This window comes from Mobiluncus mulieris (assembly GCF_014204735.1).
GTDB lineage: Bacteria > Actinomycetota > Actinomycetes > Actinomycetales > Actinomycetaceae > Mobiluncus > Mobiluncus mulieris.
Genome location: NZ_JACHMA010000001.1, coordinates 180,896 through 206,978 on the forward strand (window position 1 = coordinate 180,896; position 26,083 = coordinate 206,978).

30 protein-coding genes are annotated in these 26,083 nt (G+C 55.1%); 26 read left to right on the top strand and 4 right to left on the bottom strand.

The annotated features are described in order from the left end of the window. Window positions 1-138 precede the first annotated feature (138 nt). Window positions 139-1,704, bottom strand: coding sequence for an aspartate:alanine exchanger family transporter (locus F4555_RS00770; RefSeq protein WP_004013144.1), 1,566 nt, complete (start codon window positions 1,702-1,704; stop codon window positions 139-141). Between the two features lie 245 nt (window positions 1,705-1,949). Between F4555_RS00770 and F4555_RS00775 the strand changes: the two genes are divergently transcribed. From F4555_RS00775 to F4555_RS00895, 25 genes are all read left to right on the top strand, one after another. Further along, window positions 1,950-4,049: a pyruvate formate lyase family protein gene (locus F4555_RS00775; RefSeq protein ID WP_004013143.1), complete on the top strand. Its 2,100-nt coding sequence runs from the start codon at window positions 1,950-1,952 to the stop codon at window positions 4,047-4,049. Next, window positions 4,024-4,347 carry an autonomous glycyl radical cofactor GrcA2 gene (gene grcA2 / locus F4555_RS00780; RefSeq protein ID WP_331270828.1) on the top strand — a complete coding sequence of 108 codons (324 nt, stop codon included), beginning with the start codon at window positions 4,024-4,026 and terminating at the stop codon, window positions 4,345-4,347. Before F4555_RS00775 ends, grcA2 begins: the two co-directional genes overlap by 26 nt. A 10-nt stretch (window positions 4,348-4,357) precedes the next feature. Then, window positions 4,358-5,266 (top strand): pyruvate formate-lyase-activating protein, encoded by a 909-nt coding sequence (gene pflA, locus F4555_RS00785; protein ID WP_004013141.1) that lies wholly within the window; start codon window positions 4,358-4,360, stop codon window positions 5,264-5,266. 329 nt (window positions 5,267-5,595) lie between these two features. Continuing rightward, on the top strand, window positions 5,596-5,964 hold the full coding sequence (gene rplN / locus F4555_RS00790; protein ID WP_004013140.1) for a 50S ribosomal protein L14: 369 nt from the start codon (window positions 5,596-5,598) through the stop codon (window positions 5,962-5,964). After that, window positions 5,964-6,341 (top strand): 50S ribosomal protein L24, encoded by a 378-nt coding sequence (rplX, locus tag F4555_RS00795; RefSeq protein WP_004013139.1) that lies wholly within the window; start codon window positions 5,964-5,966, stop codon window positions 6,339-6,341. Before rplN ends, rplX begins: the two co-directional genes overlap by 1 nt. Further along, window positions 6,341-6,904: a 50S ribosomal protein L5 gene (gene rplE / locus F4555_RS00800; protein WP_004013138.1), complete on the top strand. Its 564-nt coding sequence runs from the start codon at window positions 6,341-6,343 to the stop codon at window positions 6,902-6,904. The genes rplX and rplE overlap by 1 nt, the downstream gene beginning before the upstream one ends. 3 nt (window positions 6,905-6,907) lie before the next feature. Further along, complete coding sequence (locus F4555_RS00805; protein ID WP_004013137.1) at window positions 6,908-7,093, top strand: type Z 30S ribosomal protein S14; 186 nt, start codon at window positions 6,908-6,910, stop codon at window positions 7,091-7,093. 53 nt (window positions 7,094-7,146) lie between these two features. Next, window positions 7,147-7,545 (top strand): 30S ribosomal protein S8, encoded by a 399-nt coding sequence (gene rpsH / locus F4555_RS00810; RefSeq protein WP_004013136.1) that lies wholly within the window; start codon window positions 7,147-7,149, stop codon window positions 7,543-7,545. Between the two features lie 13 nt (window positions 7,546-7,558). Beyond that, complete coding sequence (gene rplF / locus F4555_RS00815; protein ID WP_004014659.1) at window positions 7,559-8,092, top strand: 50S ribosomal protein L6; 534 nt, start codon at window positions 7,559-7,561, stop codon at window positions 8,090-8,092. A 2-nt stretch (window positions 8,093-8,094) separates the two neighbouring features. After that, complete coding sequence (gene rplR / locus F4555_RS00820) at window positions 8,095-8,466, top strand: 50S ribosomal protein L18 (RefSeq protein WP_004013134.1); 372 nt, start codon at window positions 8,095-8,097, stop codon at window positions 8,464-8,466. Between the two features lie 14 nt (window positions 8,467-8,480). Next, window positions 8,481-9,182, top strand: a complete 702-nt coding sequence (gene rpsE, locus F4555_RS00825) for a 30S ribosomal protein S5 (protein ID WP_114989993.1) — start codon at window positions 8,481-8,483, stop codon at window positions 9,180-9,182. Next, the gene (gene rpmD, locus F4555_RS00830; protein WP_004013132.1) at window positions 9,182-9,367 is read left to right on the top strand and encodes a 50S ribosomal protein L30; all 186 of its coding nucleotides are present in this window, start codon (window positions 9,182-9,184) and stop codon (window positions 9,365-9,367) included. The genes rpsE and rpmD overlap by 1 nt, the downstream gene beginning before the upstream one ends. Window positions 9,368-9,369: 2 nt before the next feature. Beyond that, window positions 9,370-9,900, top strand: coding sequence for a 50S ribosomal protein L15 (gene rplO, locus F4555_RS00835; RefSeq protein ID WP_115325582.1), 531 nt, complete (start codon window positions 9,370-9,372; stop codon window positions 9,898-9,900). A 113-nt stretch (window positions 9,901-10,013) separates the two neighbouring features. Continuing rightward, the gene (gene secY / locus F4555_RS00840; RefSeq protein ID WP_004013130.1) at window positions 10,014-11,309 is read left to right on the top strand and encodes a preprotein translocase subunit SecY; all 1,296 of its coding nucleotides are present in this window, start codon (window positions 10,014-10,016) and stop codon (window positions 11,307-11,309) included. Continuing rightward, window positions 11,306-11,884 carry an adenylate kinase gene (locus F4555_RS00845; protein ID WP_115325581.1) on the top strand — a complete coding sequence of 193 codons (579 nt, stop codon included), beginning with the start codon at window positions 11,306-11,308 and terminating at the stop codon, window positions 11,882-11,884. The genes secY and F4555_RS00845 overlap by 4 nt, the downstream gene beginning before the upstream one ends. A 1-nt stretch (window position 11,885) precedes the next feature. After that, entirely contained in the window at window positions 11,886-12,755 is an 870-nt protein-coding gene (gene map / locus F4555_RS00850) for a type I methionyl aminopeptidase (RefSeq protein WP_004013128.1), read from the top strand. 56 nt (window positions 12,756-12,811) lie between these two features. After that, window positions 12,812-15,433 carry a midas domain-containing protein gene (locus F4555_RS00855; protein WP_311768798.1) on the top strand — a complete coding sequence of 874 codons (2,622 nt, stop codon included), beginning with the start codon at window positions 12,812-12,814 and terminating at the stop codon, window positions 15,431-15,433. Between the two features lie 73 nt (window positions 15,434-15,506). Beyond that, window positions 15,507-16,169 carry a S26 family signal peptidase gene (locus F4555_RS00860; protein WP_115325580.1) on the top strand — a complete coding sequence of 221 codons (663 nt, stop codon included), beginning with the start codon at window positions 15,507-15,509 and terminating at the stop codon, window positions 16,167-16,169. Between the two features lie 109 nt (window positions 16,170-16,278). Then, the gene (gene infA, locus F4555_RS00865; RefSeq protein WP_004013125.1) at window positions 16,279-16,500 is read left to right on the top strand and encodes a translation initiation factor IF-1; all 222 of its coding nucleotides are present in this window, start codon (window positions 16,279-16,281) and stop codon (window positions 16,498-16,500) included. A 19-nt stretch (window positions 16,501-16,519) separates the two neighbouring features. Next, a complete protein-coding gene (rpmJ, locus tag F4555_RS00870; RefSeq protein ID WP_004013124.1) occupies window positions 16,520-16,633 on the top strand; it encodes a 50S ribosomal protein L36 in 114 nt (37 codons plus the stop codon). 172 nt (window positions 16,634-16,805) lie between these two features. After that, window positions 16,806-17,180 (top strand): 30S ribosomal protein S13, encoded by a 375-nt coding sequence (rpsM, locus tag F4555_RS00875; protein WP_004013123.1) that lies wholly within the window; start codon window positions 16,806-16,808, stop codon window positions 17,178-17,180. 17 nt (window positions 17,181-17,197) lie between these two features. Further along, on the top strand, window positions 17,198-17,590 hold the full coding sequence (gene rpsK, locus F4555_RS00880; protein ID WP_004013122.1) for a 30S ribosomal protein S11: 393 nt from the start codon (window positions 17,198-17,200) through the stop codon (window positions 17,588-17,590). 150 nt (window positions 17,591-17,740) lie between these two features. Continuing rightward, the gene (locus F4555_RS00885) at window positions 17,741-18,724 is read left to right on the top strand and encodes a DNA-directed RNA polymerase subunit alpha (protein ID WP_004013121.1); all 984 of its coding nucleotides are present in this window, start codon (window positions 17,741-17,743) and stop codon (window positions 18,722-18,724) included. A gap of 39 nt (window positions 18,725-18,763) precedes the next feature. Next, on the top strand, window positions 18,764-19,252 hold the full coding sequence (gene rplQ / locus F4555_RS00890; protein ID WP_004013120.1) for a 50S ribosomal protein L17: 489 nt from the start codon (window positions 18,764-18,766) through the stop codon (window positions 19,250-19,252). A 102-nt stretch (window positions 19,253-19,354) separates the two neighbouring features. After that, on the top strand, window positions 19,355-20,377 hold the full coding sequence (locus F4555_RS00895) for a tRNA pseudouridine synthase A (RefSeq protein ID WP_115325579.1): 1,023 nt from the start codon (window positions 19,355-19,357) through the stop codon (window positions 20,375-20,377). A gap of 87 nt (window positions 20,378-20,464) precedes the next feature. On the opposite strand, the gene F4555_RS11005 is transcribed toward F4555_RS00895, so the two are convergent. The 3 genes from F4555_RS11005 to fumC form a co-directional block, all read right to left on the bottom strand. Next, a complete protein-coding gene (locus tag F4555_RS11005) occupies window positions 20,465-22,213 on the bottom strand; it encodes a cell wall-binding repeat-containing protein (RefSeq protein ID WP_255312813.1) in 1,749 nt (582 codons plus the stop codon). 4 nt (window positions 22,214-22,217) lie between these two features. Then, window positions 22,218-23,258, bottom strand: coding sequence for a hypothetical protein (locus F4555_RS00910; RefSeq protein WP_115325578.1), 1,041 nt, complete (start codon window positions 23,256-23,258; stop codon window positions 22,218-22,220). Between the two features lie 199 nt (window positions 23,259-23,457). Then, window positions 23,458-24,858 (bottom strand): class II fumarate hydratase, encoded by a 1,401-nt coding sequence (gene fumC, locus F4555_RS00915; RefSeq protein ID WP_039886068.1) that lies wholly within the window; start codon window positions 24,856-24,858, stop codon window positions 23,458-23,460. Between the two features lie 116 nt (window positions 24,859-24,974). Here fumC and F4555_RS00920 point away from each other — a divergent pair, with 116 nt between their 5' ends. Next, window positions 24,975-25,994, top strand: a complete 1,020-nt coding sequence (locus F4555_RS00920) for an L-lactate dehydrogenase (protein WP_004013117.1) — start codon at window positions 24,975-24,977, stop codon at window positions 25,992-25,994. The last annotated feature ends 89 nt before the right edge of the window (window positions 25,995-26,083 follow it).

Below are 26,083 nucleotides of genomic sequence, written 5' to 3' on the forward strand. Positions count from 1 at the left end.
TGGCACCTCATGAACCAGAAGCCCCACGAGGCTACCCACCTTCTATGATAATAAGAACGATTCTCAACAGCAAGTTAGCTTGAGCTATCAGATAGAAAATCTACGCCCGAACCCCGCTAGCGCCTCATGAACCCGTAACTAAAACAGTAAAACCACCGAAACCAAAATAATTTTCAGCACAATCCCAAAAGCAAAAATCGTGGCGTAACCAGCCTCGATGCGCTCATCATTCGTACGCGACTGGGCATAGGCCAACAACGCCGGCTGACCCAGACTCCCCGCCATCGAGCCGGCCGTGCGCGCCGCCGAGAGCCCCAAAACGCGCCCCGCCAAGCCCATTACCACCAAAGTTACCGTTGCCACCAGCACCCCGAGGAATCCCGCGCGCACCCCCAACTCGGTGAACGCCATCTTGACGAAGGCCGGCCCGGAACTAATCCCCACCGCCGCCAAGAACAGCATTAAACCGAGTTGACGCACCGTCAGATTCGCGCCCTGCGGCAGCTGCCAGACAATCGGGCCGGTACGTTGCAAATACCCCAGAATCAAACCCACCACCAAGGGTCCTGCGGCGGAACCCAACTGGAAAGAACTCCCACCCGGCAAGGAAATCTTGACCATGCCCAGCAAAACCCCGCAAGCAATCCCAAGTCCCAGAGCAATCGCGTCCACCTGAGCTACGCTGTTGCGTGAATCCCCAAAGAAAGCCGCTAGATTGCGCTCTTCCTCGCGTGGATAAGCCACAAATAACCGGTCGCCAAGCTCCACGGTTTTATCGTCGGCCGCCAAAGTTTCGATATCGCCGCGCTTGATGCGCGTCACTACCGCCCCGAAGCGTGCCGCCAGGTTCAAATCCGCCACGGTGGAACCCGCAATCCGCGAGCGCGAGACAATAAAAGACTGGAATTCCACCACGGAACGGTCATTGGCCAGGTGCTCGGGCAGAGCGTAGCCAATGGCTGCCACCGCCTTGTCCACATCGGCGGGCAGCCCCACCACGACTACCTGGTCGGATTTGTTCAAAATCTGGCCGGGGGCAATCACCCGGATGGAATCCCCGCTGCGGAGATAGGACATGCGAATGCTTTGGTCGAGCCAACCGGGAACATCGCGCATACTAATCTCCTTGGATACCACGGCAGTAACGGCTTGCAGTTTCTGGCCTGCCAAGGCGGGGGTGTCGCGCTGGCCTGGCCAGCGGCGTGTGACGAAAAAACCGACCATGATAATCCCGATAATTACCCCGGCCGGATAGGCCAAGGAATAGCCCACCGCTGGGTTTTGTGAACCAGTCAGGTCGGTGGCAGCCGCTAGGGCGGGGGTGGTGGTGAGGGCTCCGGCGAAGACACCGACACTCAACTCGGTTTTCATACCTAAGCCGAGTCCGCCAAGCACCGTAACCGCCACTGCCGCCACCAAAGACAGGGCGGCTGCAAGGATTAGCTTGTACTGTTTGCGCAGGTCACGGAAGAAAGTTTGCCCCGCGCTCAGCCCCACGCCGTAGACGAAGAGTGCTAGGCCGAGCTGTTGGACTAAGGCCATCTGCGAACCGTGTTTGGGGACGTAAAAGCCGACGATTATGCCCACAAACAGGGCGCCGGCCGCTCCTAGGCGCAGCGGGCCGAAGGGGATGGCGCCGAGGACGGCCCCGAGTGCTACCACTAAAAACAGGGTTAGCAGGGGGGAATTGGTCAGGAGTTCCACCGGATTTTCCTTTCATGAGGTGCTAGTTCTGGCGGGGGCGTAGTTCCGGGATGCGCCCGGGGTAAAGACCCTTAATTGTAGCCAGTCAATGTTGCAAGTCTAACCTTATTGCAACAGCTGCCAATGCGTTGAACCTTGGAGGAATTCGAGCTACAATAATTGGCAACAGACCTGGAAAATTTGTCTGACAAGTTGTAGACTGAAGGCCTGAAGGAACGAGTGAATAAAAAGGAGTCCTGTTTTCAATGTCGCAAACCTGTTCATGCACTGACAATCAAACCGACACTTCGGCCTGGGAAGGTTTCACCCCAGGAAACTGGTGCGAAACCATTGATGTTCGTGATTTCATCCAAAAGAACTACCAACCCTACGAGGGCGATGCTTCTTTCCTGGCTGGTCCCACGGAGAAGACCAAGCGTTTGTATGACCATTTGGATAAAAAGTATCTGTCCGTGGAACGCCAAAAGCGTGTCTACGACGTGGATACTGACACCCCGGCGGATGTGGATGCTTTCGGCCCGGGATACATCAGCGATGATGACAATGTTATTGTGGGGCTGCAAACTGATGTGCCCTTGAAGCGCGCCATGATGCCCAACGGTGGGTGGCGTATGGTGGAAACCGCCATCAAGGAAGCTGGCAAGGAAGTAAACCCCGAGATTAAACACATTTTCACCCACTACCGTAAGACTCACAATGACGCGGTATTCGATATTTACACCCCCCGGATTCGCGCGGCACGTTCCAGCCACATCATCACTGGTTTACCTGATGCTTACGGACGTGGCCGGATTATTGGCGACTACCGCCGGGTGGCGCTCTACGGAGTGGATAAGCTCATCGAGGAAAAAACTGCCGCCAAAGACAAGGTAGCCGACGAGAATTTCTCGGAACACTGGGCGCGCTACCGCGAGGAGCACTCCGAACAGATTAAGGCCTTGAAGAAGCTCAAGGCCATGGCGGCGGCTTATGGTTTCGACATTTCTGGTCCAGCCAAAACCGCCAAGGAAGCTGTGCAGTGGACTTACTTCGGGTACTTGGCTTCTATCAAGTCTCAAGACGGAGCTGCCATGTCCATCGGGCGTCTCTCAGGTTTCTTCGATATCTACTTTGAACGTGATTTCAAGCGCGGGATTCTCAACGAATCTGATGCTCAAGAGATTATCGATGCTCTGGTGATTAAGCTGCGTATCGTGCGTTTCTTGCGCACCGAAGCCTATGACCAGATTTTCTCTGGCGATCCCTACTGGGCAACCTGGTCAGACGCTGGTTTCGGTAATGACGGGCGTACCTTGGTGACCAAGACTTCCTTCCGTCTGCTCCAGACTCTAGTGAACCTAGGACCGGCTCCGGAACCGAATATCACCATTTTCTGGAACGAAAAGTTGCCGACCGGATACAAGGAATTCTGCGCGAAGGTATCCATCGAAACCTCCTCTATCCAATACGAAGCTGACTCCCAGATTCGCGACCACTGGGGCGACGACGCGGCGATTGCCTGCTGTGTTTCCCCGATGCGTATCGGCAAGCAGATGCAGTTCTTTGGGGCTCGCGTCAACGCGGCCAAGGCCTTGCTCTACGCGATTAACGGCGGCCGCGATGAAATGTCTGGCAAACAGATTGTGCCTGACCACGAAGGCATTGCCGATGACGGACCGTTGGACTTTGACGAAGTGTGGGCCAAGTACGAATCCATGCTCGACTGGGTTATCGAAACCTACGTCGAGGCTTTGAATATTATTCACTACTGCCACGATCGTTATGCTTACGAAGCCATTGAGATGGCCTTGCACGACTCCGATATTATACGCACCATGGGCTGTGGTATCGCGGGCTTGTCCATCGTGGCGGACTCTTTGTCAGCAATTCGTTACGCCAAGGTTTACCCGGTACGCGACGAAACTGGCTTGGTAATCGACTACCGTACCGAAGGTGAATTCCCGACTTATGGTAATGACGATGACCGTGCTGACGATATTGCCGCCACGGTGGTTCACACCATCATGTCCAAGATTAAAGCCATTCCGATGTACCGTGACGCTATTCCCACCCAGTCGGTTCTGACCATTACTTCCAATGTGGTTTATGGCAAGAATACGGGGGCGTTCCCTTCGGGTCACGTGGCTGGAACTCCTTTTGCTCCAGGCGCTAACCCCGAAAACGGGATTGACACTCACGGGATGCTCGCTTCCATGCTTTCGGTTGGGAAACTGGACTACGATGATGCTTTGGATGGAATCTCGCTGACCAACACGATTGTGCCTTCGTCTTTGGGACGTAACCTAGACGAACAAATCAAGAGCCTAGTTGGCATCATGGATGCTGGGTTCATCGCCAAAGGCTAATCACAAACTTTTATATAACAACAAATCACTACGAAAGGAAACGAAAATGACAGTACTAACCTATGACGAGCGCTTGAAATCTATGAAAGCGAATCGCAACTCTGCTGGTGGGATTAAGGGGCTGTACCACGCGAATATCAACGTGTTGAACCGCGACACCCTGGAAGACGCAATGGAACACCCCGAGAAGTACCCCCAGTTGACCGTGCGTGTTTCCGGCTACGCCGTGAACTTCGTGCGTTTGACTCGTGAGCAGCAACTGGACGTGATTTCTCGTACCTTCCACAACCAGAAGTAGCTCGGTTCGAGTGACTCCAACTTTAGAAAGGGCTCGGGTCGATACCATCTTCGGAACCGAAGGTTCAACGGGAGAGTATCGACCCGAACCCTTAGAAATTGAAGTACCTCGCGTTCAAGGCGCGGGTTTGGACGGCATCGCCGATGCCCCCGAGATGGATCGCAAAACCCACTTCCAACTGGTACGAGAAGGGAAGCTAGGCTCAGTCCATTCCTGGGAACTGGTCACTGCCGTAGATGGACCGGGTACCCGATTGACGGTGTTCTTGGCGGGATGCCCGCTGCGTTGTGTCTATTGCCACAACCCCGACACCCTCCAGATGCGTGAAGGCACCCCGGTTTTGGCCGATGATTTGCTGGACAAAATTTTGCGTTACAAGGCGGTCTATCAGGCCACCGGAGGGGGGGTAACCTTTTCCGGAGGCGAGCCGATGATGCAACCGATGTTTTTGAAGCGGTTGCTGCGCGGGGCTAAAGCCAACGGGGTTCACACCAATATTGACACCTCTGGTTTCTTGGGCGCGAATTTTTCTGACCAGGATTTAGAGCTGTTGGATATGGTGATGTTGGATGTGAAATCCGGCAATCCCGACACTTACCGGAAAATCACCTCCCGCCCCCTGCAACCCACCATCGATTTTGGGCAACGCCTGTTTGAGGCGGGTATCCCAGTGTGGATTCGTTTCGTGGCGGTGCCCGGTTGGACCGACGACCCGGACAATGTGTCGCGAGTAGCCGATATCGTGGCGCCGTGGAAAAATGTGCAACGCCTCGAAGTGCTGCCTTTCCACCAGATGGCACGGGACAAATGGGAGGATTTGGGGATGGAGTACCTTTTGGAAGATGTCGAACCACCCTCTAAAGAAGCTGTTGAAGCCGTGCGTGCCATTTTCCGCTCTCGGGGAATAACGGTTTTCTAGCGATTCATCAATAATTTCAAGGATTTTTCCACGCCCTAGGCGTGGAAAAATTTATTTGGGGAGGGTAAAGTCACCTACGCGCTGACCATGAGTGGCGTGCAGGGTAATAACACGCAGCGACTCATGAAACCCAATATTTTGCATGAGCCGCTTGATTCAACTAGACTTGGAGGGTTGCTTTTGGCAGAGACCTTTCACAAATGTGTCTGTGTCTGCCAGGGGTCTCAGTATTTGTCTAGAACCTAGGTGAAATTTGTGCACCCTGCAACCGTAAAGTAAAGAGCGTTCGGCTAGGCTCGCGAGAGAACCAGCCAGACGAAGGAGAAAAGATGATTCAGCAGGAGTCGCGACTCAAAGTCGCCGACAACACCGGAGCCAAGGAAATCTTGTGCATCCGCGTGATGGGCGGTTCGAAGCGACGCTATGCCGGCATCGGCGACACCATTGTCGCTACTGTCAAGGATGCAATCCCCGGCGGTAACGTCAAAAAAGGTGAGGTCGTCAAGGCCGTGGTAGTTCGCGCTAAGAAGGAAACCCGCCGCAAAGACGGATCCTATATTCGTTTCGACGAAAATGCCGCTGTCATCCTCAAGAATGATGAGGAGCCACGCGGCACCCGTATTTTTGGACCCGTCGGACGTGAACTTCGGGAAAAGAAGTTCATGCGGATTATTTCGCTCGCACCGGAGGTGATTTAATGGCAGCCAAACTGAAAGTCGGCGATGAGGTCGTCGTCATTTCTGGCCGTGACAAGGGTCAGCATGGCCGCATCTTGAGCATCGACCGGAAGCGTGAGCGTGTGGTGGTTGAAGGCGTCATGATGATGAAGCACCACAACAAGGCGGGGCGCTCCCAGCAGGGCGGTCCCACCGGCGGTATCGAAAGCAAGGAAGCCGCCATTCACATTTCCAATGTCATGTACTATGAACCCGCAGCGGCTAAGGCCAAATTGGGTAACACGACCAAAAAGATACCCGGCACTCGCGTGGGGATTCGTGAAGAGGTCGTTGACCGCGACGGTAAGGAAAAAACCGTGCGCGTGCGCGTGTCCAAGGCAACCGGGAAGGATTTGTAATGGCTGAGACAACAACATATGTTCCCCGCTTGAAGACCAAGTACCGCGACGAGATTAAACCCAAGCTACTGGCCGAGTTCAAACACCAAAATGTTCACCAGGTTGGCGGATTGGAAAAAATCGTCGTCAACATGGGCGTCGGTGCCGCAGCACACGACCATAAGCTCATTGAAGGTGCGGTGCGAGACCTGGCGACCATCACCGGCCAGAAACCAGTTATCGACAAGGCGCGCAAGTCTATCGCCCAGTTCAAGCTGCGTGAAGGGAACCCGATTGGGGCTCACGTGACTCTGCGTGGTGACCGGATGTGGGAATTCCTTGACCGCTTGCTCGCTACCGCTTTGCCGCGAATCCGTGACTTCCGTGGTCTCTCTGCCAAGCAGTTCGACGGGCACGGCAATTACACCTTCGGTTTGACCGAACAGTCCGTGTTCCACGAAATCGACCAAGATACCATCGACCACGTGCGTGGTATGGACATCACGGTTGTGACTACGGCGGCTACTGATGACGAAGGCCGTGCGCTGCTCAAGTACCTCGGTTTCCCGTTCAAGGAGGATTAAAGAATGGCAAAAACCGCTTTGAAGAACAAGGCCGCACGTAAACCTAAGTTTAAGGTGCGCGCTTACACTCGGTGCCAGCGTTGCGGACGCCCTCACTCGGTGTATCGCAAGTTCGGCCTGTGCCGTATCTGCCTGCGCGAGATGGCCCATGCGGGTGAACTCCCTGGCGTAAAGAAGTCTTCCTGGTAAACACAATCGGGGCAGGTCGATAGCGAAACCGCCTCAGAAAGGGCCAAAGCCCAATGACAATGACTGATCCCATCGCAGACATGCTGACACGTCTGCGCAACGCCTCATCGGCGTATCACGAGTCGGTAAGTATGCCGTACTCGAAAATGAAGGCCGCCATTGCGAATATCCTCCAGACCGAAGGTTACATCAAGGACTATCAGGTCGAGGAGGCGCGGGTCGGCAAGACCTTGGTACTGAATTTGAAGTACGGTACCAAACGTGAACGCGCGATTTCCGGTGTGAAGCGCGTTTCTAAGCCCGGTTTGCGGGTATATGCAAAGTCCAACAAACTGCCTAAGGTTATGGGCGGACTCGGGGTGGCGATTATTTCTTCGTCTTCCGGGTTACTCACCGATCGCGAGGCAGCTGACAAGGGTGTAGGCGGAGAAGTAATCGCCTACATCTGGTAAGGAGGGAATGACTATGTCACGTATCGGTAAGATACCAGTGGAGATTCCCTCGGGTGTGGAAGTAAACGTCAATGGCCAAGATATCTCGGTGAAAGGCCCCAAGGGGACACTGAGCCTGGCTATCGCCACTCCCATCACCGCGAAGGTGGAAGGCAACGAGGTCGTGGTAACCCGTGCTAATGACGAACGGGAATCCCGTTCCTTGCACGGCTTGACCCGTACCCTGGTGGCCAACATGATTGAGGGTGTCACTAAGGGGTATGCCAAGGTACTGGAAATCCAAGGTACTGGTTACCGCGTTACTCAAAAGGGTGCCGCCCTGGAATTCGCCCTCGGATTTTCGCATCCGGTGAATGTAGAACCCCCGGAGGGTATCACATTCAAGGTAGAAGGTAACCGTGTCACCGTCGAAGGTATCTCTAAGGAACAAGTTGGAGAGGTAGCGGCGAATATCCGCAAGATTCGTCCTCCCGAGCCGTATAAGGGCAAAGGCGTGCGTTACCTCGGCGAGAATGTTCGCCGTAAGGTCGGAAAGGCAGGTAAGTAGTTATGGCTTATTCCGTTAAAGGCAAAGGTAAGCGTATCTCTCGGATGCGCCGTCACCAGCGGGTGCGCAAGCATATCTTCGGTTCCGCCGAGAAACCCCGTTTGGTAGTCACCCGTTCCAACCGCCACATGATTGCTCAGCTGGTCGACGACTATGTCGGTAAGACCCTGGTCAGTGCCTCCACTATGGAAGACACTTTGCGGGCATCTTCGGATAAAAAGGTTGACAAGGCTCGCGAGGTTGGCAAGCTAATTGCTCAACGCGCTAAAGCGGCGGGTATTGCAGCGGTTGTTTTTGACCGTGGTGGTAACAAGTATCATGGTCGTGTCGCGGCCGTTGCTGAAGGCGCCCGCGAGGGCGGACTGAGTCTGTAGAGAAAGTAGAGAGAATGGCTGAACAAGAACAGCAAGTTACAGGCGAAACCGCTGCAGACGACTCCGGCGAAGAGCGTCGGGAGCGTCGCGGGAATCGCCGTGAGCGTGAAGATCGTCGTGACAACCGTCGCGGCAATAGTGATGACAAGTACATAGAGCGCGTAGTGGCTATCAACCGTGTCGCCAAGGTAGTGAAGGGTGGTCGTAACTTCTCCTTCTGCGCTCTGGTGGTTGTTGGCGATGGTGAAGGCACGGTCGGTGTCGGCTACGGTAAGGCTAAGGAAGTTCCCGCTGCTATTGCTAAGGGCGTTGAGGAAGCCAAGAAGAGCTTCTTCAAGGTGCCGATGATTCGTCGTACCATCGTTCACGAGGTGCTAGGCGAAGATGCGGCCGGGGTCGTGTTGCTTCGCCCGGCTTCCCCTGGTACTGGGGTAATCGCCGGTGGCCCGGTTCGTGCTTTGATGGAGTGCGCTGGGGTTCACGATGTCTTGTCGAAGTCCCTGGGATCCTCGAACGCTATCAACATTGTGCGCGGAGCCGTGGCTGCTCTCAGGCAGCTTGAACAACCCGAAGCGGTGGCGGCACGTCGCGGTTTGCCTCTGGAAAAGGTGGCTCCGGCCGGGATGCTGCGGGCGCGCGCTGAGGGTGAAGCCGAGGTACGTAAGGATGTAGAGAAGGCCGAAGCCGAGGCTGCGGCGTCTGGAGTGAGTGCGTAATGGCAAAGAATTTGAAAATCACCCAGGTCAAGAGCGTGATTGGCAGCCCGCAAACTCAGCGGGACACCATGAGTTCTTTGGGCCTGAAGAAAATCCGTCAGTCCGTGGTGCACCCGGACAACCCGGCTGTGCGCGGCCAGGTTCACAAGGTGCGCCACCTGGTCACCGTAGAGGAGATTGACTAATCATGGCTGCAGCAGAAACTTCAGAAAAGAAGACCCCGGCGGCAAAGAAACCCGCCGCGAAGAAATCCGTGGCTGCACAGGATTCAGCGGCGCGGGTTACCTACCTGCACGATTTGCGTCCTGCCCCGGGTTCCAACAAGCCTAAAATGCGCGTGGGTCGTGGCGAAGGCTCCAAAGGTAAAACCTCGGGGCGTGGCACCAAGGGCACCAAGGCTCGTTACCAGGTGCCGGCTCGCTTCGAAGGTGGCCAGATGCCTTTGCATATGCGCCTTCCGAAGCTACGCGGTTTCAAGAACCCCTTCCATGTGGAGTATCAGGTGGTGAACCTGGATCGCCTCAGCGAGACTTTCCCGGAAGGCGGCACCTTGACCGTAGCGGACCTGGTTGCGAAAGGTCTGGTTCGTAAGGGAGAACGCGTTAAGGTGCTTGGCAGTGGCGAAGCCGGTGCCAAGTTCGATTTGACAGTAGATGCCTGGTCACAGTCCGCTAAGACCAAGGTAGAGGCTAAAGGCGGGAGCCTGACAGCACGTTAGAGGATTTGGCGGGGTACAGCACGCTTGTACCCCGCCCCTCGCTTTAATTCTGGGATAAACATGGTGTAACGTGTTTACCGACAGAATAATGCAAGAAACACATTGGAGGACACTTGTTTACCGCTTTCATCCAGGCCTTCAAGACGCCGGATCTTCGCAAGAAGCTGTTGTTTACCCTGTTCATCATGGCTTTGTTCCGTTGGGGTTCTTTTATACCGTTGCCTGGGGTTGACTATGGATCCCTTAAAGCCATTATGGCTGACGTCCAAAACAATGGTTCCCTGTTGGATTTGGTAAATATGTTTTCCGGCGGGGCACTGTTACAGCTTTCGATTTTTGCCTTGGGTATCATGCCCTACATCACGGCTTCCATCATTGTCCAGCTGTTGCGGGTGGTGATTCCTCGTTTCGAGGACTTACACAAGGAAGGTCAGACGGGGCAAGCCAAACTGACCCAGTACACGCGTTATCTGACGATTGCCTTGGGGGTTTTGCAATCCACTTCGATTATTACGGCGGCTCGCACCGGGGCATTGTTTGGAAACGTCTCTGACAAAAAGATTATCCCCTCCAACTCGGTGTGGCTTTTTGTGTTACAAATCCTGGTGATGACTGCCGCAACTGGTCTGATTATGTGGATGGGCGAGTTAGTAACCGAAAAGGGCGTAGGCAACGGGATGTCTATCCTGATTTTCACGTCTATCATTGCGAATCTGCCTAATAAGCTAGTCTCTATTGCCGGTGGTAACGGTGGGGTTCAAAAGTTCTTTGCCATTGTTGGCTTGATTCTGTTGGTTACCCTGGTAGTTGTTTATGTGGAACAGGCTATGCGCCGCATCCCGGTACAGTACGCCAAACGCATGGTGGGGCGGCGCATGTACGGTGGTACCACCACCTATATTCCTTTGAAGATTAACATGGCCAATGTTATTCCGGTCATTTTCGCTTCCTCTCTCTTGGCTTTGCCCATGATGATTATCCAGTTTGGCGACCAGACAGCGCCGTGGGTACGGTGGATGTCTACGTACTTTCATTCCACGCATCCCTTCCACCTAACGCTCTATGCCCTGTTGACCCTCGGCTTTACCTTCTTCTATACCTCGGTTACTTTCAATCCCGAAGAAGTAGCGGATAATATGAAGAAATACGGCGGTTTTGTGCCGGGGTTGCGTGCCGGCAGACCCACCGCTGACTACCTGCGTTACGTGATGAACCGCATCACCACTGCTGGGGCGATTTACTTGACCATCGTGGCTTTGGTACCACAGATTGCGATGGCGGCGATGAATGTGCCGCAGCTGCCCTTCGGTGGTACTACAATCCTAATTATCGTCGGTGTGGGGTTGCAAACTGTTAAGGACATTAATGCGCAACTGCATCAGCATCACTATGAAGGGTTTATGGCATGAAGCTGATTATCATGGGCCCCCCCGGGGCAGGAAAAGGTACCCACGCCACCAATATCTCTCAGCGTTTGGGGGTGCCGTGGATATCTACCGGCGATATTTTTCGCCACCACAAAGCCGCCCAGACCGACTTCGGTAAACTAATCGCCTCCTATATCGACAAAGGCGAGTTTGTTCCCGACGAGGTAACCGACCGCATCGTGTGCGACCGCTTGGAACAAGCTGATGCGAAGCAAGGATTCCTGCTCGACGGTTATCCCCGAAATTTATCTCAAGCCGAGGTGCTGCGTAAGTTCCTGACGGATAAAAGCACTTGCTTGGACGCAGCGCTCTATCTCGAGGTGCCACCCGAAGAAGTCAAACAGCGGCTTTTGCATCGCGCCGTAGTACAGGGGCGTGCCGATGACACCGAGGAAGTTATTACCCATCGGCTCGAGGTGTTCTTTAACTCCACCAAGCCTTTACTTGATTTCTACGCCCAGGAAGGTTCTTTACGTCAAATAGACGGCGTTGGAGAGATTCCCGAAATAGCGGCGCGCATAAGCGCTGTTCTCGACGAGATTGAAAGTAAGCGGTAGCGTGGCTAGCGAGGATCGGCGCATCGAAATTAAAAACACAGATCAGATTCTGCGGATGCGCCGTGCCGGAATGGTGGTCGCCCAGATTCACCAAGCGCTTAAAACGGCTTGTGAACCCGGGACTACTACCGGGGAGCTAGACCAGGTTAGCGCAGCGGTAATAGCCCGAATGGGAGCTAAATCCAATTTCTTGGGCTACGATGGTTTCCCCGCCACAGTTTGCATTTCGGTTAATGAGGAAGTCATACACGGGATTCCCGGGAATCGGGTGTTACAGTTCGGCGATTTGGTCAGTTTTGATTGCGGGGCTTATGTTCTGGATTGTAATAACCGCCAGTGGCACGCAGATGCGGCCTTCACTATGGTTTGCGGCGGAGAAGAACACGCTCGCCCCGAAGACCTGCAACTCATGACCACGACCCAACGTGCCCTGTGGTCTGGTATCGCGGCACTGGCCAAAGCGCAGCATCTGGGGGAAATCGGGGATGCTGTCGAGGAAGTCGTCTATGAGGATTCCTTACGTTTCGGTTGGGAGGCTGGAATCGTCGAGGAATACGTAGGCCACGGTATCGGTACCAGTCTGCATCAAGCTCCCGATGTGCTCAATTTTTCCACCCGTTCCAGGGGACCGAAAATCAAAACTGGAATGGTATTGGCTATAGAACCGATGCTGACTCGGGGCGGAGCTGTTACCAAGGAACTGGCGGATGGTTGGACGGTGGTAACCGTGGATGGTTCTCGCGCGGCACATTTTGAACACACCGTGGCGGTACTACCAGGGGGAGTGTGGGTTTTGACCGAACCCGATGGTGGCCGCAGTGGACTGGCTCCTTTCGGGCTTTCACCCCGAGCAATCGCACCAAGAGGATGAAATTTTGTGGTTTTCGTGACGGGAGTGTGCTTCACTAATATAGAATGTTTAGAGGTGTGCCAACCGGCACAGGTTTAGGCAAGGAGAAAGTAAAAGTGGCTCAAAGCAGCAACCCTTCTTTTCCGTCCCGTTATCGTGCGTCTGGCCGCTATGTGGAGGGTTTCGCCGACGCTTCGCCAGTTCGTCCCCCGGTGCTGACGGCACAGGGACGCGAGGATGTGGAGAGGCTTCGCGCGAAAGTGCGTGCCCATAACCCCGGGTATATCTATGCCAACGGGGTTTCCTTGCCTTCCCAACTGCCCAGCGTGCCGGAACTGCTCGACGAACTGGCTCGGAATGTGGCCGGAGCGAAAGGGCGCAGCGAGTTGCCTGCCCGTCCGCTGCCGGAGGTGGAACCTTCGGAGCTCGCTAAAGCGGGTTTTGATTGGCGAGCCATCGCGGATCGGGCAATAGTCGCGTTGGAACAAGGGTCGCACCGACCTTTGCCGTTGGCTAATGACCCAGAGGCTGCCGCTATTCCAGGTTTAAGCGTGATTGCTGCGGCTAGGGGGACAACACCGGAACCCAGTCCCTCGGAGTCGACTGAACCAACTCCGGCTGCAGGCAACGTTTCCGTGGAGTCAGAAGAACCGGTAGCGGTAACCGCGCAACCCGAGGTAGCTCCACCGGCTACGGAAGTCTTGCCCGAAGAACCGGTGGACGCGTCGATAGACACCGGGGCGATTGTGGAGCCTGAACCAACAGCCACCCCCGAGGTGGAAGCATTCGCGCAACCCGTGGAACCGGGAGAATCCGACACGCCGGAGGAATCTGTAGTATTGCCCGAGGAACCGGTAGTAGACACGCTCGCGGCTCCAGACTTGATGGAAACTGCGGCGGTTCAGGTTCCTGGGGAAGGGAACGGCGCGGCTTTCGAGGATACGGCTGGGGTTCACGAGGCGCCTCATGAAATGGAAACCGAGGCGACAGTGGCGAGCGAGTCGATGTCGGAAGATTTGACGGCAGCTCGAGTTTATGATGGCGAGGTTTTGGAGCCGGCTGGTAATGATGATGAGCTTTTTGTGGGTGACATTGAGCCCCAGCCAGAGATAGAGCCAATCCCGGCTGCACAGACTCTAGCTGCGGAGAGCCTCACCGCCGACTTAGATGAAGAGACCCCGGTTGAGAGTGCTTTAGTCGAGGAAATGCCTTTGGCGGAAACTCCGGCCGAGGTGAACGGCGCGGCTTTCGGGGATACGGCTGGGGTTCACGAGGCGCCTCATGAAATGGAAACCGAGGCGACAGTGGCGAGCGAGTCGATGTCGGAAGATTTGACGGCTGCCCGGGTTTATGATGGCGAGGTTTTGGAGCCGGCTGGTAATGATGACGAGCTTTTTGTGGGTGACATTGAGCCCCAGCCAGAGATAGAGCCAAACCAGGTAGACGAATTACCTGAAGAAATTTTGCCCCAATCGGCCGAGCCCGAGGAGGCCTTGGCGGTGGAAGAAGGCCTGCCTGAGGAAGGTCCGGAGGCAGAAGATGCTTTGCCCGAGGAAATTTCGGCGGTGGAAGAAGGCTTGCCCGAGGAGGCTCCGGAGGCAGAAGATGCTTTGCCCGAGGAAATTTCGGAACTAGCGGAAGCGCCTTTGCCAGACGCTACCGAAGAGACGTCCACAGAAACTGCGGATTCTGTGGACGAGGCACAGCTAGATGATGGCGATTCGCTGGAAGAACTGCCGGGAGAGATTCCGGCTGACATTATGGCTGAGGATTTGCCACCGACACTGCCAACCGAAGAACCCGATGTCGACGCTTTGGCTGAGGAATCCGGCGAGACTCCGACCCCCACGTTGTGGGACGACCTTCCGACTGCGGTCCCTGGACAGGCGGAAGAAACCGAAGCCGGAGACGACGTTGCGATAGTCGAGCCGGAAGAAGATTTGGCCGCGCCGAGCGAAGAAATCAGACCAGAAGAGATGCTCACCCCTGAAGCAGAAACAGAACTGGCAGATTTCGACCTTGACGGTTTGGACTTGGACGAGCTAGACGAAACCCCATTGGAGGACAGCCTCAACGAGGAAATCACCGCTTTGGACGAAGCACTGCCCCCCGACGGACAAGCCACAGAAACTGGGACTGTAGAATCAGATGCTGACGCAGAGGTTTTGACCATAGAACCCGAGGATAATATCGAGTCAACGCTGGACACTTCAGTTGTCAATGAACTGCCGGGTAGCGCGGCAATCGGGCTGGAAGCCTCGGAACCGGTGGACACGGATTCAGGCTTTGAACCGACTGAGGTTGACCTAGGGGAATTTGAGTTTGACACCGTTACGGGCGAAGACGAGGACACCAGCGAAGAGGCGACAGAGTTCGAGCTGGCACCTCATGAAGTCGAAGACAACGAAAGCCTCGAAGAAAACATAACTAGCGACGCGATGGGAGAACAAACCGACGACGCACCGGAAACCACCAGCGACGAGATACCTTTCGAGAGCACGCCAGACAGCGGCGACGCCGCCACAGACCCGTCGGAAGACTACGCAAGCGACGAAACCGGGGGAGACCTAGACGATACCGGTGGAGCCGACACGGAGTTATTCGAGGAAAACGCTGAAGACGACGAATCCCTGGCAGAAGTCGAAGCCGTAGAGCCTCCCGCCAAGAAGGGATTTTTCCGCCGGCTTTTCGGGCGCTAAACCACTGAATAGTGAAATTGCATTGAGAACCGCTAGAATACCAATAGAGTAGCCCGAGGAGGTGAACCTGCAGATGACAACGCAGCCAGATAGGATTATTTCACTGCTATCCAAGCAGTCCGAACATCCGGTGCGTAACTCTATCCTGTTTGCCTTTGGTTGGTTCTTCTTGATTTTCGTTGGTGCAATCTTGATGGTGATAATTGTGGTACCTCGGATTCAGGGATATGTCACCTATACCTGTAGTGATGACTCGATGAATAAGACTTTTGCCGGTAGTGATTTACTGGTGTTCCAAAAGATACGACAAACTGGGGCACAGAACCTTAATCCCGGCGATGTCGTGGCTTTCCAACCCGACAGTGGTAAGGAAGTATATCGGGTGGGGCGTGTGGAAAGCATTACCGGTAGCGCCGAAAGTATGCAGTTTGAGGTAGCCTTTGATAATGCGCCGGCTGCCCAAGGGGTGACCTTGGACGAGATGCGTGGCCAGCTAATGTACAAGGTTCCGATTTTCGGTGCCACCTTTAGACTGTGGCCGTCTGCCGCCAAGTCTTTTATGCTGATTATGGTTTCACAGTTGCTGTTGATTTATGCCGGTTGGCAGATTGGTACTTCGATGATTAATGCTCGTGACCCACAACGTCAAGCCCGGGCAGCGCGGTTGCGGACGGCAGCTTTGGCCGGTAACCTCGAGACCACTCGTCAACGTTTGCGCCGCCAGGGGCTGCGCTAATTAGGCTCAATTGGAAATCATAACGAAAATTCATTAAGATTGACTCTTGGACTGTCTGACAGCCAGTGGATGGTTTTAAGCCGTAGAGATTTATTGGAGACGAGGACTAATGGGGAAAAAGGACGGAGTCATTGAGGTTGAAGGAACCGTAGTGGAAGCCTTGCCTAATGCGATGTTTCGCGTCCAGCTTGCCAATGAACACCTCGTTTTGGCACATATCTCTGGGAAAATGCGTCAACATTACATTCGCATCCTGCCTGAGGATCGTGTGGTTGTGGAGTTGAGCCCGTACGACCTGGATCGCGGCCGTATTGTTTATCGTTACAAGTAAGAGACAACTCGGAGGAATGATGAAGGTTTATCCTAGCGTCAAACCCATCTGCGACAAGTGTAAGGTGATTCGCCGCCACGGTCGCGTGATGGTGATTTGCGAGAACCCGCGTCACAAACAACGCCAGGGCTAGTCCCGCAGCGAGACGCAAAGCCCGAGCCTGTGGCCTCGGGATGTGACCCAAACCGGGTCAAGCATTCGACCAGCCGCCGGGTAAAACCGGTAGCAACCCTCGGTATCGAAGGCCGGGGCCGTGAAAGCGGGGGGTTGAATGACGGCCTTCGAAAACAGTAGGAGAAAAATAAATGGCACGCCTTGTCGGTGTGGATTTACCGCGCGAGAAGCGCATGGAAATCGCGTTAACATACATTTATGGGATTGGACGTACTCGCGCCAAGGAAACCCTAGAATCAACCGGGGTCAGCCCCGATACTCGCGTCAAGGATTTGACGGAAGACGAACTGATTAAACTGCGTGACTTCATCCAGGCTAACTACAAGGTCGAGGGTGATTTGCGTCGTGAGGTAGCAGCGGATATTCGCCGTAAGATTGAGATTAACTGCTACCAAGGTCGCCGCCACCGCGCCGGGCTTCCGGTTCATGGCCAGCGCACCAAGACCAACGCCCGTACCCGCAAGGGACCCAAGCGTACCGTTGCCGGTAAGAAGAAAGCTAAGTAGAGGGGGCATCAACAGTTATGGCAGCAAAAACAGCTAGTAAGCCACGTCGTAAGGAACGCAAGAACGTTGCCGAAGGCAATGCCTATATTAAGTCCACGTTCAACAACACCATTGTTTCCATCACGGATCCGACTGGGGCAGTTATCGCTTCGGCATCTTCGGGTCAGGTTGGTTTCAAAGGGTCGCGTAAGTCTACTCCCTTCGCGGCGCAGTTGGCCGCCGAAGCAGCGGCACGCCGCGCCCAGGAACACGGGATGAAGAAGGTTGACGTTTATGTAAAGGGACCGGGTTCCGGTCGGGAAACCGCGATTCGCTCCCTGCAAGCCGCTGGGCTGGAAGTGGGTTCCATCCAGGATGTTACCCCCCAGGCACACAACGGCTGCCGTCCCCCGAAGCGTCGTCGCGTCTGATTAAGGCTCCCATCCCGGGTTATTCCGCTTGTATACAGGGAAATACTCGGGATTGTATTGAAGATTTACTAAATAGGAAACTCAAATCCCTTCGCCACGGATTTGAAGCCTAAACCGGTGTGGTGGCGGATGCCGGAAAGGAAATAAACAGTGCTTATTCAAGCGCAACCGCAGCTGACTGAAGAAGTTATCAATAACCAGCGTTCACGCTTTACGATTGAACCCCTAGAACCCGGGTTTGGGTACACTTTGGGGAACTCTTTGCGGCGTACGCTGCTGTCCTCGATTCCAGGTTCGGCGGTGACGTCGATAAAGATTGAAGGTGCTCTCCACGAGTTCACCACTCTGCCTGGAGTGAAAGAGGATGTCACCCAGGTAGTTCTAAATATCAAGGAGATTGTCTTATCTTCGGATAATGACGAACCTGTGGTGATGTACCTGCGTAAAACCGGTGAAGGCGAGGTCACAGTAGGTGACATCATGCCTCCTGCCGGGGTTGTCATTCATAATCCCGAGCATCACATAGCCACCCTCAACAAAGATGGCAAACTCGAGATTGAACTGACTGTGGAACGTGGTCGAGGCTATGTTTCGGCCGCGCAAAACAAGGATCCGGAAGCTGAAATATCTCGGATTCCGGTAGACTCTATCTACTCGCCAGTGCTCAAGGTTTCGTATCATGTGGAAGCCACCCGTGTCGAACAGCGCACCGACTTCGATCGGCTGATTGTGGATGTGGAAACCAAGAAAGCGATTTCCCCACGCGACGCGATGGCCTCGGCCGGTAAAACCCTGGTGGAGCTGTTCGGTTTGGCTCGGGCGCTCAATGCAGATGCCGAAGGCATCGAGCTGGGGTCGTCTAACACTGACTCGGCTTTAGCCGAGGATTTGGCTATGTCCGTCGAGGATCTTGAGCTGACTTCCCGCGCCTTGAACTGTTTGAACCGTGAAGGTATCAAGACGGTTGGTGACCTGGTGGCTCGCTCTCAGGCCGATTTGCTTGATATTCGTAACTTTGGACACAAGTCCATTGATGAAATCAAGGAAAAACTGGCCACTATGGGGATGAGCTTGAAGGATTCCCAAAACCCCGAAACTGACAGCGGCGTACCGCAGTTCAGCGATGAATTTTAAATCCATTCTTTACTAGAAAATATTGAAGGAGAAAGAATAATGCCAAAGCCCACGAAAGGACCGCGTCTTGGTGGCAGCCCGGCTCATGAACGCCTGATGCTGTCGAACCTAGCCTGTGCGCTGTTCGAAAACAAGGCTATTACTACCACCGAGGCTCGCGCTAAGCGCCTCCAGCCCCTAGCAGAGCGCCTGGTTACCAAAGCGCGTCGCGGTGATTTGCACGCCCGCCGTCAGGTGCTGGCTCGGCTGCGCAACAAGAGTGTGGTCGCACAGCTGTTTGAAGAGATTGCCCCCGCTATTGATTCGCAGCGTGAAGGCGGCTACACCCGCCTCGTTAAAGTCGGGAACCGTCGCGGCGACAATGCCCCGCTGGTCGAGATCTCCTTGGTGCTCGAGGCCGTAGAGAAGAAAAAGAAGGCCAGTGCCCCGGCTCCGAAGGCTGAAGCTCCCAAGAAGGAAGAGCCCAAGTCCGAAGAAGCTCCGGCTGAAGGCTCCAAAGAAGAGACTACAGAAGAGAAGGCTGAGTAGTCTCAGCTAGTTTCGAGTTGGGCTGGTTGGATATTTTATCCAACCAGCCCAATGCTTTAGAGTATGAACATCGACCGCAACCCGCAAATCTATAATTATTAAATGACCCGAATTCGCTTCGACATCCGCTACGACGGCCGTCCCTTTCACGGTTGGGCGCGACAACCCGGTTTACCCACGGTGCAAGGTGCCCTGGAAACCGCGCTGACGGTGTTGTTTCGCCAGCCCGTGACCCTGACGGTGGCGGGACGCACTGACGCGGGGGTTCACGCCACGGGACAGGTCGCGCATTTTGATTTACCTGATCAGTTTTCTGGCGACTGGTTGCGCGATGCTCACGACACGGATTTCGCGGCTTCATTAGGTGCCATCGTGGCGGCGAGCAATCCGCCGGGGATCGCGAACTTCCAACTGTCAACGGGATTACACCGACGCTTAGATTCCGTTTTGCGCCTCGTGACCTCTGGGAACACCCCAACCATCCCCGGACTAAACCTGGACGACCAACCGATATACCCGCCCGAGGCCAACGGTGCCATTGTAGTGACAGCGGCGTGCCCGGTTCCCGACGCTTTCGACGCCCGGTTTTCAGCCCTCGCCAGGCACTACGAGTACCTGGTCATCGACGAGCCCACGGCGCGTAATCCACTGACGCGAAACACCTGTTGGTGGTACGGTGCGCCCCTCAATGTGGCACGGATGCATGAGGCGAGTGCCGGATTACTGGGCACACACGATTTCGCGGCTTTTTGTAAACCCCGGGAAGGCGCCACCACGATTCGCACGCTCAAGCAGCTCGGTGTAAGCCGGTTGGCACCGGGAGAGATTCGGTTTGATGTGGCAGCTGACGCGTTTTGCCACTCGATGGTGCGATCCCTGGTGGGGGCGCTAACCGAAGTGGGGCGCGGAAAACGGGATGCGGATTGGCTGGAACAAGCATTACACAGTGCGGTGCGGATTCCGGAAATCCCCTTGGCTCCAGCCCAGGGGCTGACCTTGGTGCGGGTGGATTATCCGCAAGCGCCTCATGAACTGGCGGCCCGGCAAAAACAAACCCGCCAGCTACGGGTATTAGCGGGATTAGGGACGGGCTGTTTGGAAAATCAGCTGGGGAAATTAGGCTGAGAATTCCACCCAGTCAGATGCCTACGCCTCGGCACCTGGTAACAGACGCTACCGTGATTCTCGGCGCAATGACACGTCTGTATTGAACTAACGCTTGGCCTTGCGGTAGCCAGCGGCTCGGGCATCGGATTCAGTGGCAAAACAAGCCTCTGGGATGGTTCTGTTGTAGAATCTTTGCCCCGGCATATGGTAAATCATCGAGTTGGCATTTCCTTTAATGGGGGCGTGCGCCGGGCAAACTCCACCTGTCGGGGCGTTCGGGGCACTCGGAGCTGTTGTGGGGGACGGCTGCGGAGATTTGCTGGGAGCCTGACGGGGACGATTATTGGCAATCGGGCGATCATTTGGCGCGGTGGAAGCATCACAATTTTGCAAAATATTCAAGATGGCTTCACGTTCAGCAGGGGTAACCCACAGGTGATATTTTTGCTTCACTATTACTTGGCGCGAAACATAGGTGCAGCGGTACGCCTGGTTGGGCGGCAGCCAGGTGGCCGCATCACCCGCGCCTTTTTGTTGATTCAGTTTGCCGCTGACCGCTAGCAGATTAATCGGGTCATTGGCGAGCTGTTCGCGTTGTTCTTGTGTTAGCTGTTGGGCACCTTTCTGCCAAGCATCCATCAGCGCCACCACGTGGTCAATCTGCACTTGGGAAGCCTGTGCTTTGGCAAACTGAATGCTGGTGCCGGAATACACATCGGCCAACAGTCCCGCAGTGACCACACAGTTATTGGTGCCCTCACGGAAGGTTATATTGGTTAAATCGCGAGCCAAAATATCATTGCGAGTATCACAGCCGTTACGGTCAATATCTTTCCACGACGGGCCAAAAACCACTTGTCGATCGTAGCCGGTCTTAGGGGCGCGTCCTTTCACCGGTAAGTTGAGCAACACTGCAATCAATGGGTTGGCCTGCGGCTGTGGACAAGCGGCAGTGGATTCGTTGGACAAAACACCGGTTCCACCCACGAAAGTGACCGGAACGGTGGGGGTAACCGGGGAACAACTGGGCTTTGCCAATAGCAGCGGCATCTGGAGCACCCCAGCAGCGGGCACAATGGAGAGCGCATCGGGGAAGTTCATTCCCGAGGCGAGGAAGGCCTGCTGAGCAGGGTTTGCTGTAAATACCTGGGATGCGGTTTCAAAACGGTTTTCTCCGTAGATACGTTTTACATTCGGGAAACCTGTCAGCAGGGCATCGGGCACCGCTCCGTTGCCACCCAAGACTATGGTTTGCGTCACGCCCAGAAGGGATGCCACATTTCGGGCTAAGTTTTCGGTTCCGGAACCAATCAGCATCAAAGGCGCATTTTCGCGCGCTGCCAGCGCACCCCCGGCTAGGGCATCAGCGAAGTTAGTACCGGTAGCCAAGTAGAGGCGTTGTTGCTGATGTTGGCCAAACTGGCTGGCTAACTGTGCGGCAGTTTCATAGCGGGAAGCGCCACTAATTCGTGTCACCTTCCCGTATTGAGCTAATTGCGTTTCCAGGCTTTCACTCACTGCCCCGAAACCGCCCAATACCGTAATCTGCGGGGAAGCGAGCGTTTTCAGATAGCCAATCTGGGCGGTGTTCAGCGAATCTCCCACCAGCAATATGGGGGCATGTTTAGTGGCGGCTACGGGGCCAGCAGCCAGGGCATCGGGGAAGTTCTTCCCCGTAGCCACGAAAACTGATTGTGCGTTTGGGAAAAACGTTTGCGCGATTGCTAAAGAAGTGTCATAGCGATTAGCACCGGCAATGCGTTTCTCCGCAGCCGCGCCGGAAGGGGTGGCGGATGTGAAACCTGTGAACAACAGGGCAACAGCAGCGAAAGAGACCAGGAATTTTTTCAGCATACCCCTAGGATAGTCGGCTACGCGTCTTTAAGGTGGCGAAGTTAGGGTCGGTTTTTTTCAAAACGGAGGCGGCGGCTTCCAAAGCCACTCGATCCTTCTCGCTAGCCTGCAGCAGGGCAGCGCGTTTCACATCCTGGGTGAGCGCGAAAACCGCGTAGGCAGCTTTGAACTTATCCCGTTCTGCTTTCAGTTGCTGCACGTCGGCAGGGATAGGGAAATTGACCTGAATTTCCAGACGATTCGCTAGTTCTGCAAGGCTTGAATCCGCGTAGAGATTTTGCCCCGTAACTGGATTAGCTAAGAGAGTGCCAATGCCGTTTTCTAAAGCGAAACGAAGGTCATACCCCAGTGGCGTGGTAGCCGTGGCTCCCGGGGTGACTACCTCATCAATAGCGGCATCAAAGGCAGGTTGATTGGCTACATTTTCTGCACTGCTCCGAGCGTTTTGAGCCAACCAGTACGTGCCCACAAAGCTGGTAGCAGTCTTCCCGTGGCATGTAGGGGTAAAGCAGAATCGTAAACCGGCTCTTACCACAGGTTCTTTACGCCAGTCGGAAACGAACAGAGCTGTAGTATCGTCGCTGACTTCAGTTTCCTCGTCAAGAACACGGGGGAAGGTTAGCGCCAGTGCCTCCGGATTGGGATGCCCCCAAGCTGCTGGCGAGGATTTGAATTGATTGATGCTCACTGTCTCAGAAAGAGTGTGCCACCCGTAGTAGCGCATTTTGGCCTCGCGGTAAACCCGCTGCGCGTCTTTATTGACGCTGGGTTTTGTTTGCTCTCTAGTGGGGAGGCTGTCTTTTTTGTCGGGATTAGCTGGTTGTTTTGCTTCGGTTGTCCCGGGAGAAGGCGAAGGGGTGGGCGGCGGCGTATCTGGGGGGAAAGACTGCTCCACAGGGGAGGATAGCGCTCTGGCGGTGAAACTGCGCGCGTTGGGCGGCGTGGCGGTAGCGGTCTTGTGGGGAGGCGTCGCTGTAAAGCCAGGAACAGCCAGGAAAACAGCCCCCACCGTAACTAAGATGAGTAAAATCGATTTTTTTGCCATCAAAAACTCCTAAAAACACTAAAAGCTATCAAAGTTGATAAAAGCATACATTGTGAAATCAAATATGGCAAGGTGGGTTTTAAAAAAATTTCGGTGCCGCAGCTCTATAGAACTGCGGCACCGAGTGGAAATGAGCCACTACCCGCGGCGTTTACCTGTCAAATCAAGCAGTGCTTCGGGTTACCTCATCCCGTTGCGACTAGCCGGCCGACGGGTGCGTCATGTCGAGGGGCACGACCCACTTGTCGAATTCTTCGGCAGTCAGGAAACCGGATTCCAAGGCAGATTCGCGCAGGGAAATGCCCTGGTGATGCGCGTTCTTGGCAATCTTGGCGGCCTTGTCATAGCCGATGTGGCGGTTCAAGGCAGTGACCTGCATCAGATTCGAGTTCAAATTGGCCTCAATCTTTTGGTAATTCGGCTCCAAGCCGCGAGCGCAATGCTCGGTGAAGGCTCGGCAGGTGTCAGAAAGCAGCCGGATGGATTCCAAAACGCACCAGGCCATCACTGGTTTGAACACGTTCAACTGGAAGTTGCCCTGGGAACCGGCGAAGCCGACAGTTGCGTCGTTGCCAAAGACCTTGACACACACCATGGTCATGGCCTCGCACTGGGTGGGGTTGACCTTGCCTGGCATGATGGACGACCCTGGCTCGTTTTCGGGAATCAAGAGTTCGCCGATGCCGTTGCGCGGCCCGGAAGCCTCCCAGCGCACGTCGTTGGCAATCTTCATCAAGGCGTCGGCCAACACCCGCAACGACCCGGAAACTTGCACCAGGGCATCGTGGGCGGACAGCGAGGCAAACAAGTTGTCGGCCTGCTTGAACTCCAAGCCGGTTTCTTCCGAAATCTTCTTAGCACACAGTTTGCCGAATTCGGGGTGGGCGTTCAAACCGGTGCCCACCGCAGTACCACCGATAGCCAGGCCACGAGCCTGCTGGTCGGCGAAATGGATACCCTCCAGGGCGAAGTCGAGTTGCGCGGCCCAACCGGACATTTCCTGACCCACGGTAATCGGGGTGGCGTCTTGCAGGTGGGTGCGCCCGACTTTCACCACGTCCATAAAGGCCGCCGACTTTTCCTTCAGGACGTCGCGCAGTTCCTCGACCGCCGGGAACAGAATCTGGTTCAGTTCGCTGACCACCGCGATGTGCATGGCGGTGGGGAAGGTGTCGTTAGAGGACTGGCCACGGTTGACATGGTCATTGGGATGAACCGGGGTTTTAGACCCGAGCTCGCCGCCGGCCTTTTCGATGGCTAGATTGGCGATGACCTCGTTGGCATTCATATTTGACTGGGTGCCGGAACCGGTTTGGAAAACCACCAGCGGGAATTCGGCATCGCGTTTTCCGGCGATTACTTCGTCAGCGGCGGCGGTAATCAGGTCGGCCACGTCGCCGGGCAGTTCACCCAGTTCCTTGTTAGCCAAAGCTGCGGATTTCTTTAGCACGCCCAGGGCGTGAATCATGGGGCGATTCCACACGAAGGTATCGCGTCCAATCGGGAAATTATGCACGGAGCGCTCCGTTTGCGCCCCCCAGTAGTGTTCGGATGGAACCTCGATGGTACCCATCGAGTCCTTTTCAATGCGTTTACTCATAGCTTCCAATTTAGCTTTTTTGAACCCGGGATGCGGCGCAACGGTGCCGCAGCCGGGATTTTTTCGGAAAATCATTGCCAAGTGCCGGTTGACCTGCCTAAAATTAAGCCGTCAACATGCTCGAGACGATTAAAAGGGAGATAAAGTTGAGTGCCGTAAATGTTAACAGTTCGTATCCCGCCTGGGCCGCCCCGACCACGAAACTTGCCGTGATTGGTGCCGGAGCGGTGGGTTCCACCTTGGCTTATGCCGCTACCGTCGAAGGAATTGCCGCCGATATCGTGCTTTACGACATCAACAAGGAGCGGGTAGAGGCCGAGGCCTTGGATATCGCCCAGGGCATCCAGTTCACCCCCACTAAGGCCGTTAGTGGTTCGGATGATATTGAAATCTGTCGTAACGCCGATGTAGTGGTGGTTACCGCCGGTGCGGCTCAGAAGCCCGGGCAAACTCGCCTGGAATTGGCGGAATCCACTGTGAATTTAATGAAAAACCTGGTGCCGAGCCTGCTCAAGGTCGCCCCGGACGCGATTTATATTATGGTGACGAACCCGGTGGACGTGGTGACGTATTGTTCTTTGAAGATTTCTGGGTTGGGGCGTTCCCAAATGTTCGGTTCCGGCACGGTTCTGGACACCTCCCGGTTGCGCTTGCTGGTCAGCCAGGCTACCGGGGTTGCCCCGCAGTCCATTCATGCTTATATCGCCGGGGAGCACGGGGATTCCGAGATTCCCTTGTGGTCGTCGGCCACCATTGGTAACGTGCCCTTGACGCAGTGGGACAAGACTGTTGACGGGGGGCATTTCGACAGCGAGCTTATGGATGAAATCGCCCACAAGGTGGTGCGTTCGGCTTACACGATTATTGAGGGTAAAGGTTCCACGAACTACGCTATCGGCTTGGCGGTGACCTCGATTCTGCGCGCGATTATGCGCGACCAGCATCGCGTCCAGTCGATTTCGACCCTGCTGGAGGATTGGCACGGGATTAGCGATGTGTGTCTGGCGGTGCCGACGGTTACCTCGCGTACGGGGGCGGGTAAGGTGCTGTGCCCCCCGCTGACTTTGAAGGAACGCGACGGGATGACTGCTTCGGCCGAGCGCCTGCGCCAGGTCGCCCGTGACCTCGGGTTTTAGTCGCGGGTTTGCGGCTTTGGGCTTTTCGTCCCGGTCGCGTTTTCCTGTTTCTAATAGTTCGTTATTGTTCATGAGGTGCCATCTCGGGT

Excerpts from the sequence above, each read along its gene's own strand:
- fumC (WP_039886068.1), bottom strand. The coding sequence starts at position 24,858 with ATGAGTAAACGCATTGAAAAGGACTCGATGGGTACCATCGAGGTTCCA.
- rpsK (WP_004013122.1), top strand. The coding sequence starts at position 17,198 with ATGGCAGCAAAAACAGCTAGTAAGCCACGTCGTAAGGAACGCAAGAAC.
- rplQ (WP_004013120.1), top strand. The coding sequence starts at position 18,764 with ATGCCAAAGCCCACGAAAGGACCGCGTCTTGGTGGCAGCCCGGCTCAT.
- rplR (WP_004013134.1), top strand. The coding sequence starts at position 8,095 with ATGGCTTATTCCGTTAAAGGCAAAGGTAAGCGTATCTCTCGGATGCGC.
- infA (WP_004013125.1), top strand. The coding sequence starts at position 16,279 with ATGGGGAAAAAGGACGGAGTCATTGAGGTTGAAGGAACCGTAGTGGAA.
- F4555_RS00775 (WP_004013143.1), top strand. The coding sequence starts at position 1,950 with ATGTCGCAAACCTGTTCATGCACTGACAATCAAACCGACACTTCGGCC.
- rplO (WP_115325582.1), top strand. The coding sequence starts at position 9,370 with ATGGCTGCAGCAGAAACTTCAGAAAAGAAGACCCCGGCGGCAAAGAAA.
- F4555_RS00910 (WP_115325578.1), bottom strand. The coding sequence starts at position 23,258 with ATGGCAAAAAAATCGATTTTACTCATCTTAGTTACGGTGGGGGCTGTT.
- grcA2 (WP_331270828.1), top strand. The coding sequence starts at position 4,024 with ATGCTGGGTTCATCGCCAAAGGCTAATCACAAACTTTTATATAACAAC.
- F4555_RS00805 (WP_004013137.1), top strand. The coding sequence starts at position 6,908 with ATGGCAAAAACCGCTTTGAAGAACAAGGCCGCACGTAAACCTAAGTTT.
- rpmD (WP_004013132.1), top strand. The coding sequence starts at position 9,182 with ATGGCAAAGAATTTGAAAATCACCCAGGTCAAGAGCGTGATTGGCAGC.
- rplN (WP_004013140.1), top strand. The coding sequence starts at position 5,596 with ATGATTCAGCAGGAGTCGCGACTCAAAGTCGCCGACAACACCGGAGCC.
- rplE (WP_004013138.1), top strand. The coding sequence starts at position 6,341 with ATGGCTGAGACAACAACATATGTTCCCCGCTTGAAGACCAAGTACCGC.
- F4555_RS00895 (WP_115325579.1), top strand. The coding sequence starts at position 19,355 with ATGACCCGAATTCGCTTCGACATCCGCTACGACGGCCGTCCCTTTCAC.
- rpsE (WP_114989993.1), top strand. The coding sequence starts at position 8,481 with ATGGCTGAACAAGAACAGCAAGTTACAGGCGAAACCGCTGCAGACGAC.
- rplF (WP_004014659.1), top strand. The coding sequence starts at position 7,559 with ATGTCACGTATCGGTAAGATACCAGTGGAGATTCCCTCGGGTGTGGAA.
- rpsM (WP_004013123.1), top strand. The coding sequence starts at position 16,806 with ATGGCACGCCTTGTCGGTGTGGATTTACCGCGCGAGAAGCGCATGGAA.
- F4555_RS11005 (WP_255312813.1), bottom strand. The coding sequence starts at position 22,213 with ATGCTGAAAAAATTCCTGGTCTCTTTCGCTGCTGTTGCCCTGTTGTTC.
- rplX (WP_004013139.1), top strand. The coding sequence starts at position 5,964 with ATGGCAGCCAAACTGAAAGTCGGCGATGAGGTCGTCGTCATTTCTGGC.
- F4555_RS00845 (WP_115325581.1), top strand. The coding sequence starts at position 11,306 with ATGAAGCTGATTATCATGGGCCCCCCCGGGGCAGGAAAAGGTACCCAC.
- rpmJ (WP_004013124.1), top strand. The coding sequence starts at position 16,520 with ATGAAGGTTTATCCTAGCGTCAAACCCATCTGCGACAAGTGTAAGGTG.
- rpsH (WP_004013136.1), top strand. The coding sequence starts at position 7,147 with ATGACAATGACTGATCCCATCGCAGACATGCTGACACGTCTGCGCAAC.
- F4555_RS00920 (WP_004013117.1), top strand. The coding sequence starts at position 24,975 with ATGCTCGAGACGATTAAAAGGGAGATAAAGTTGAGTGCCGTAAATGTT.
- F4555_RS00860 (WP_115325580.1), top strand. The coding sequence starts at position 15,507 with ATGACAACGCAGCCAGATAGGATTATTTCACTGCTATCCAAGCAGTCC.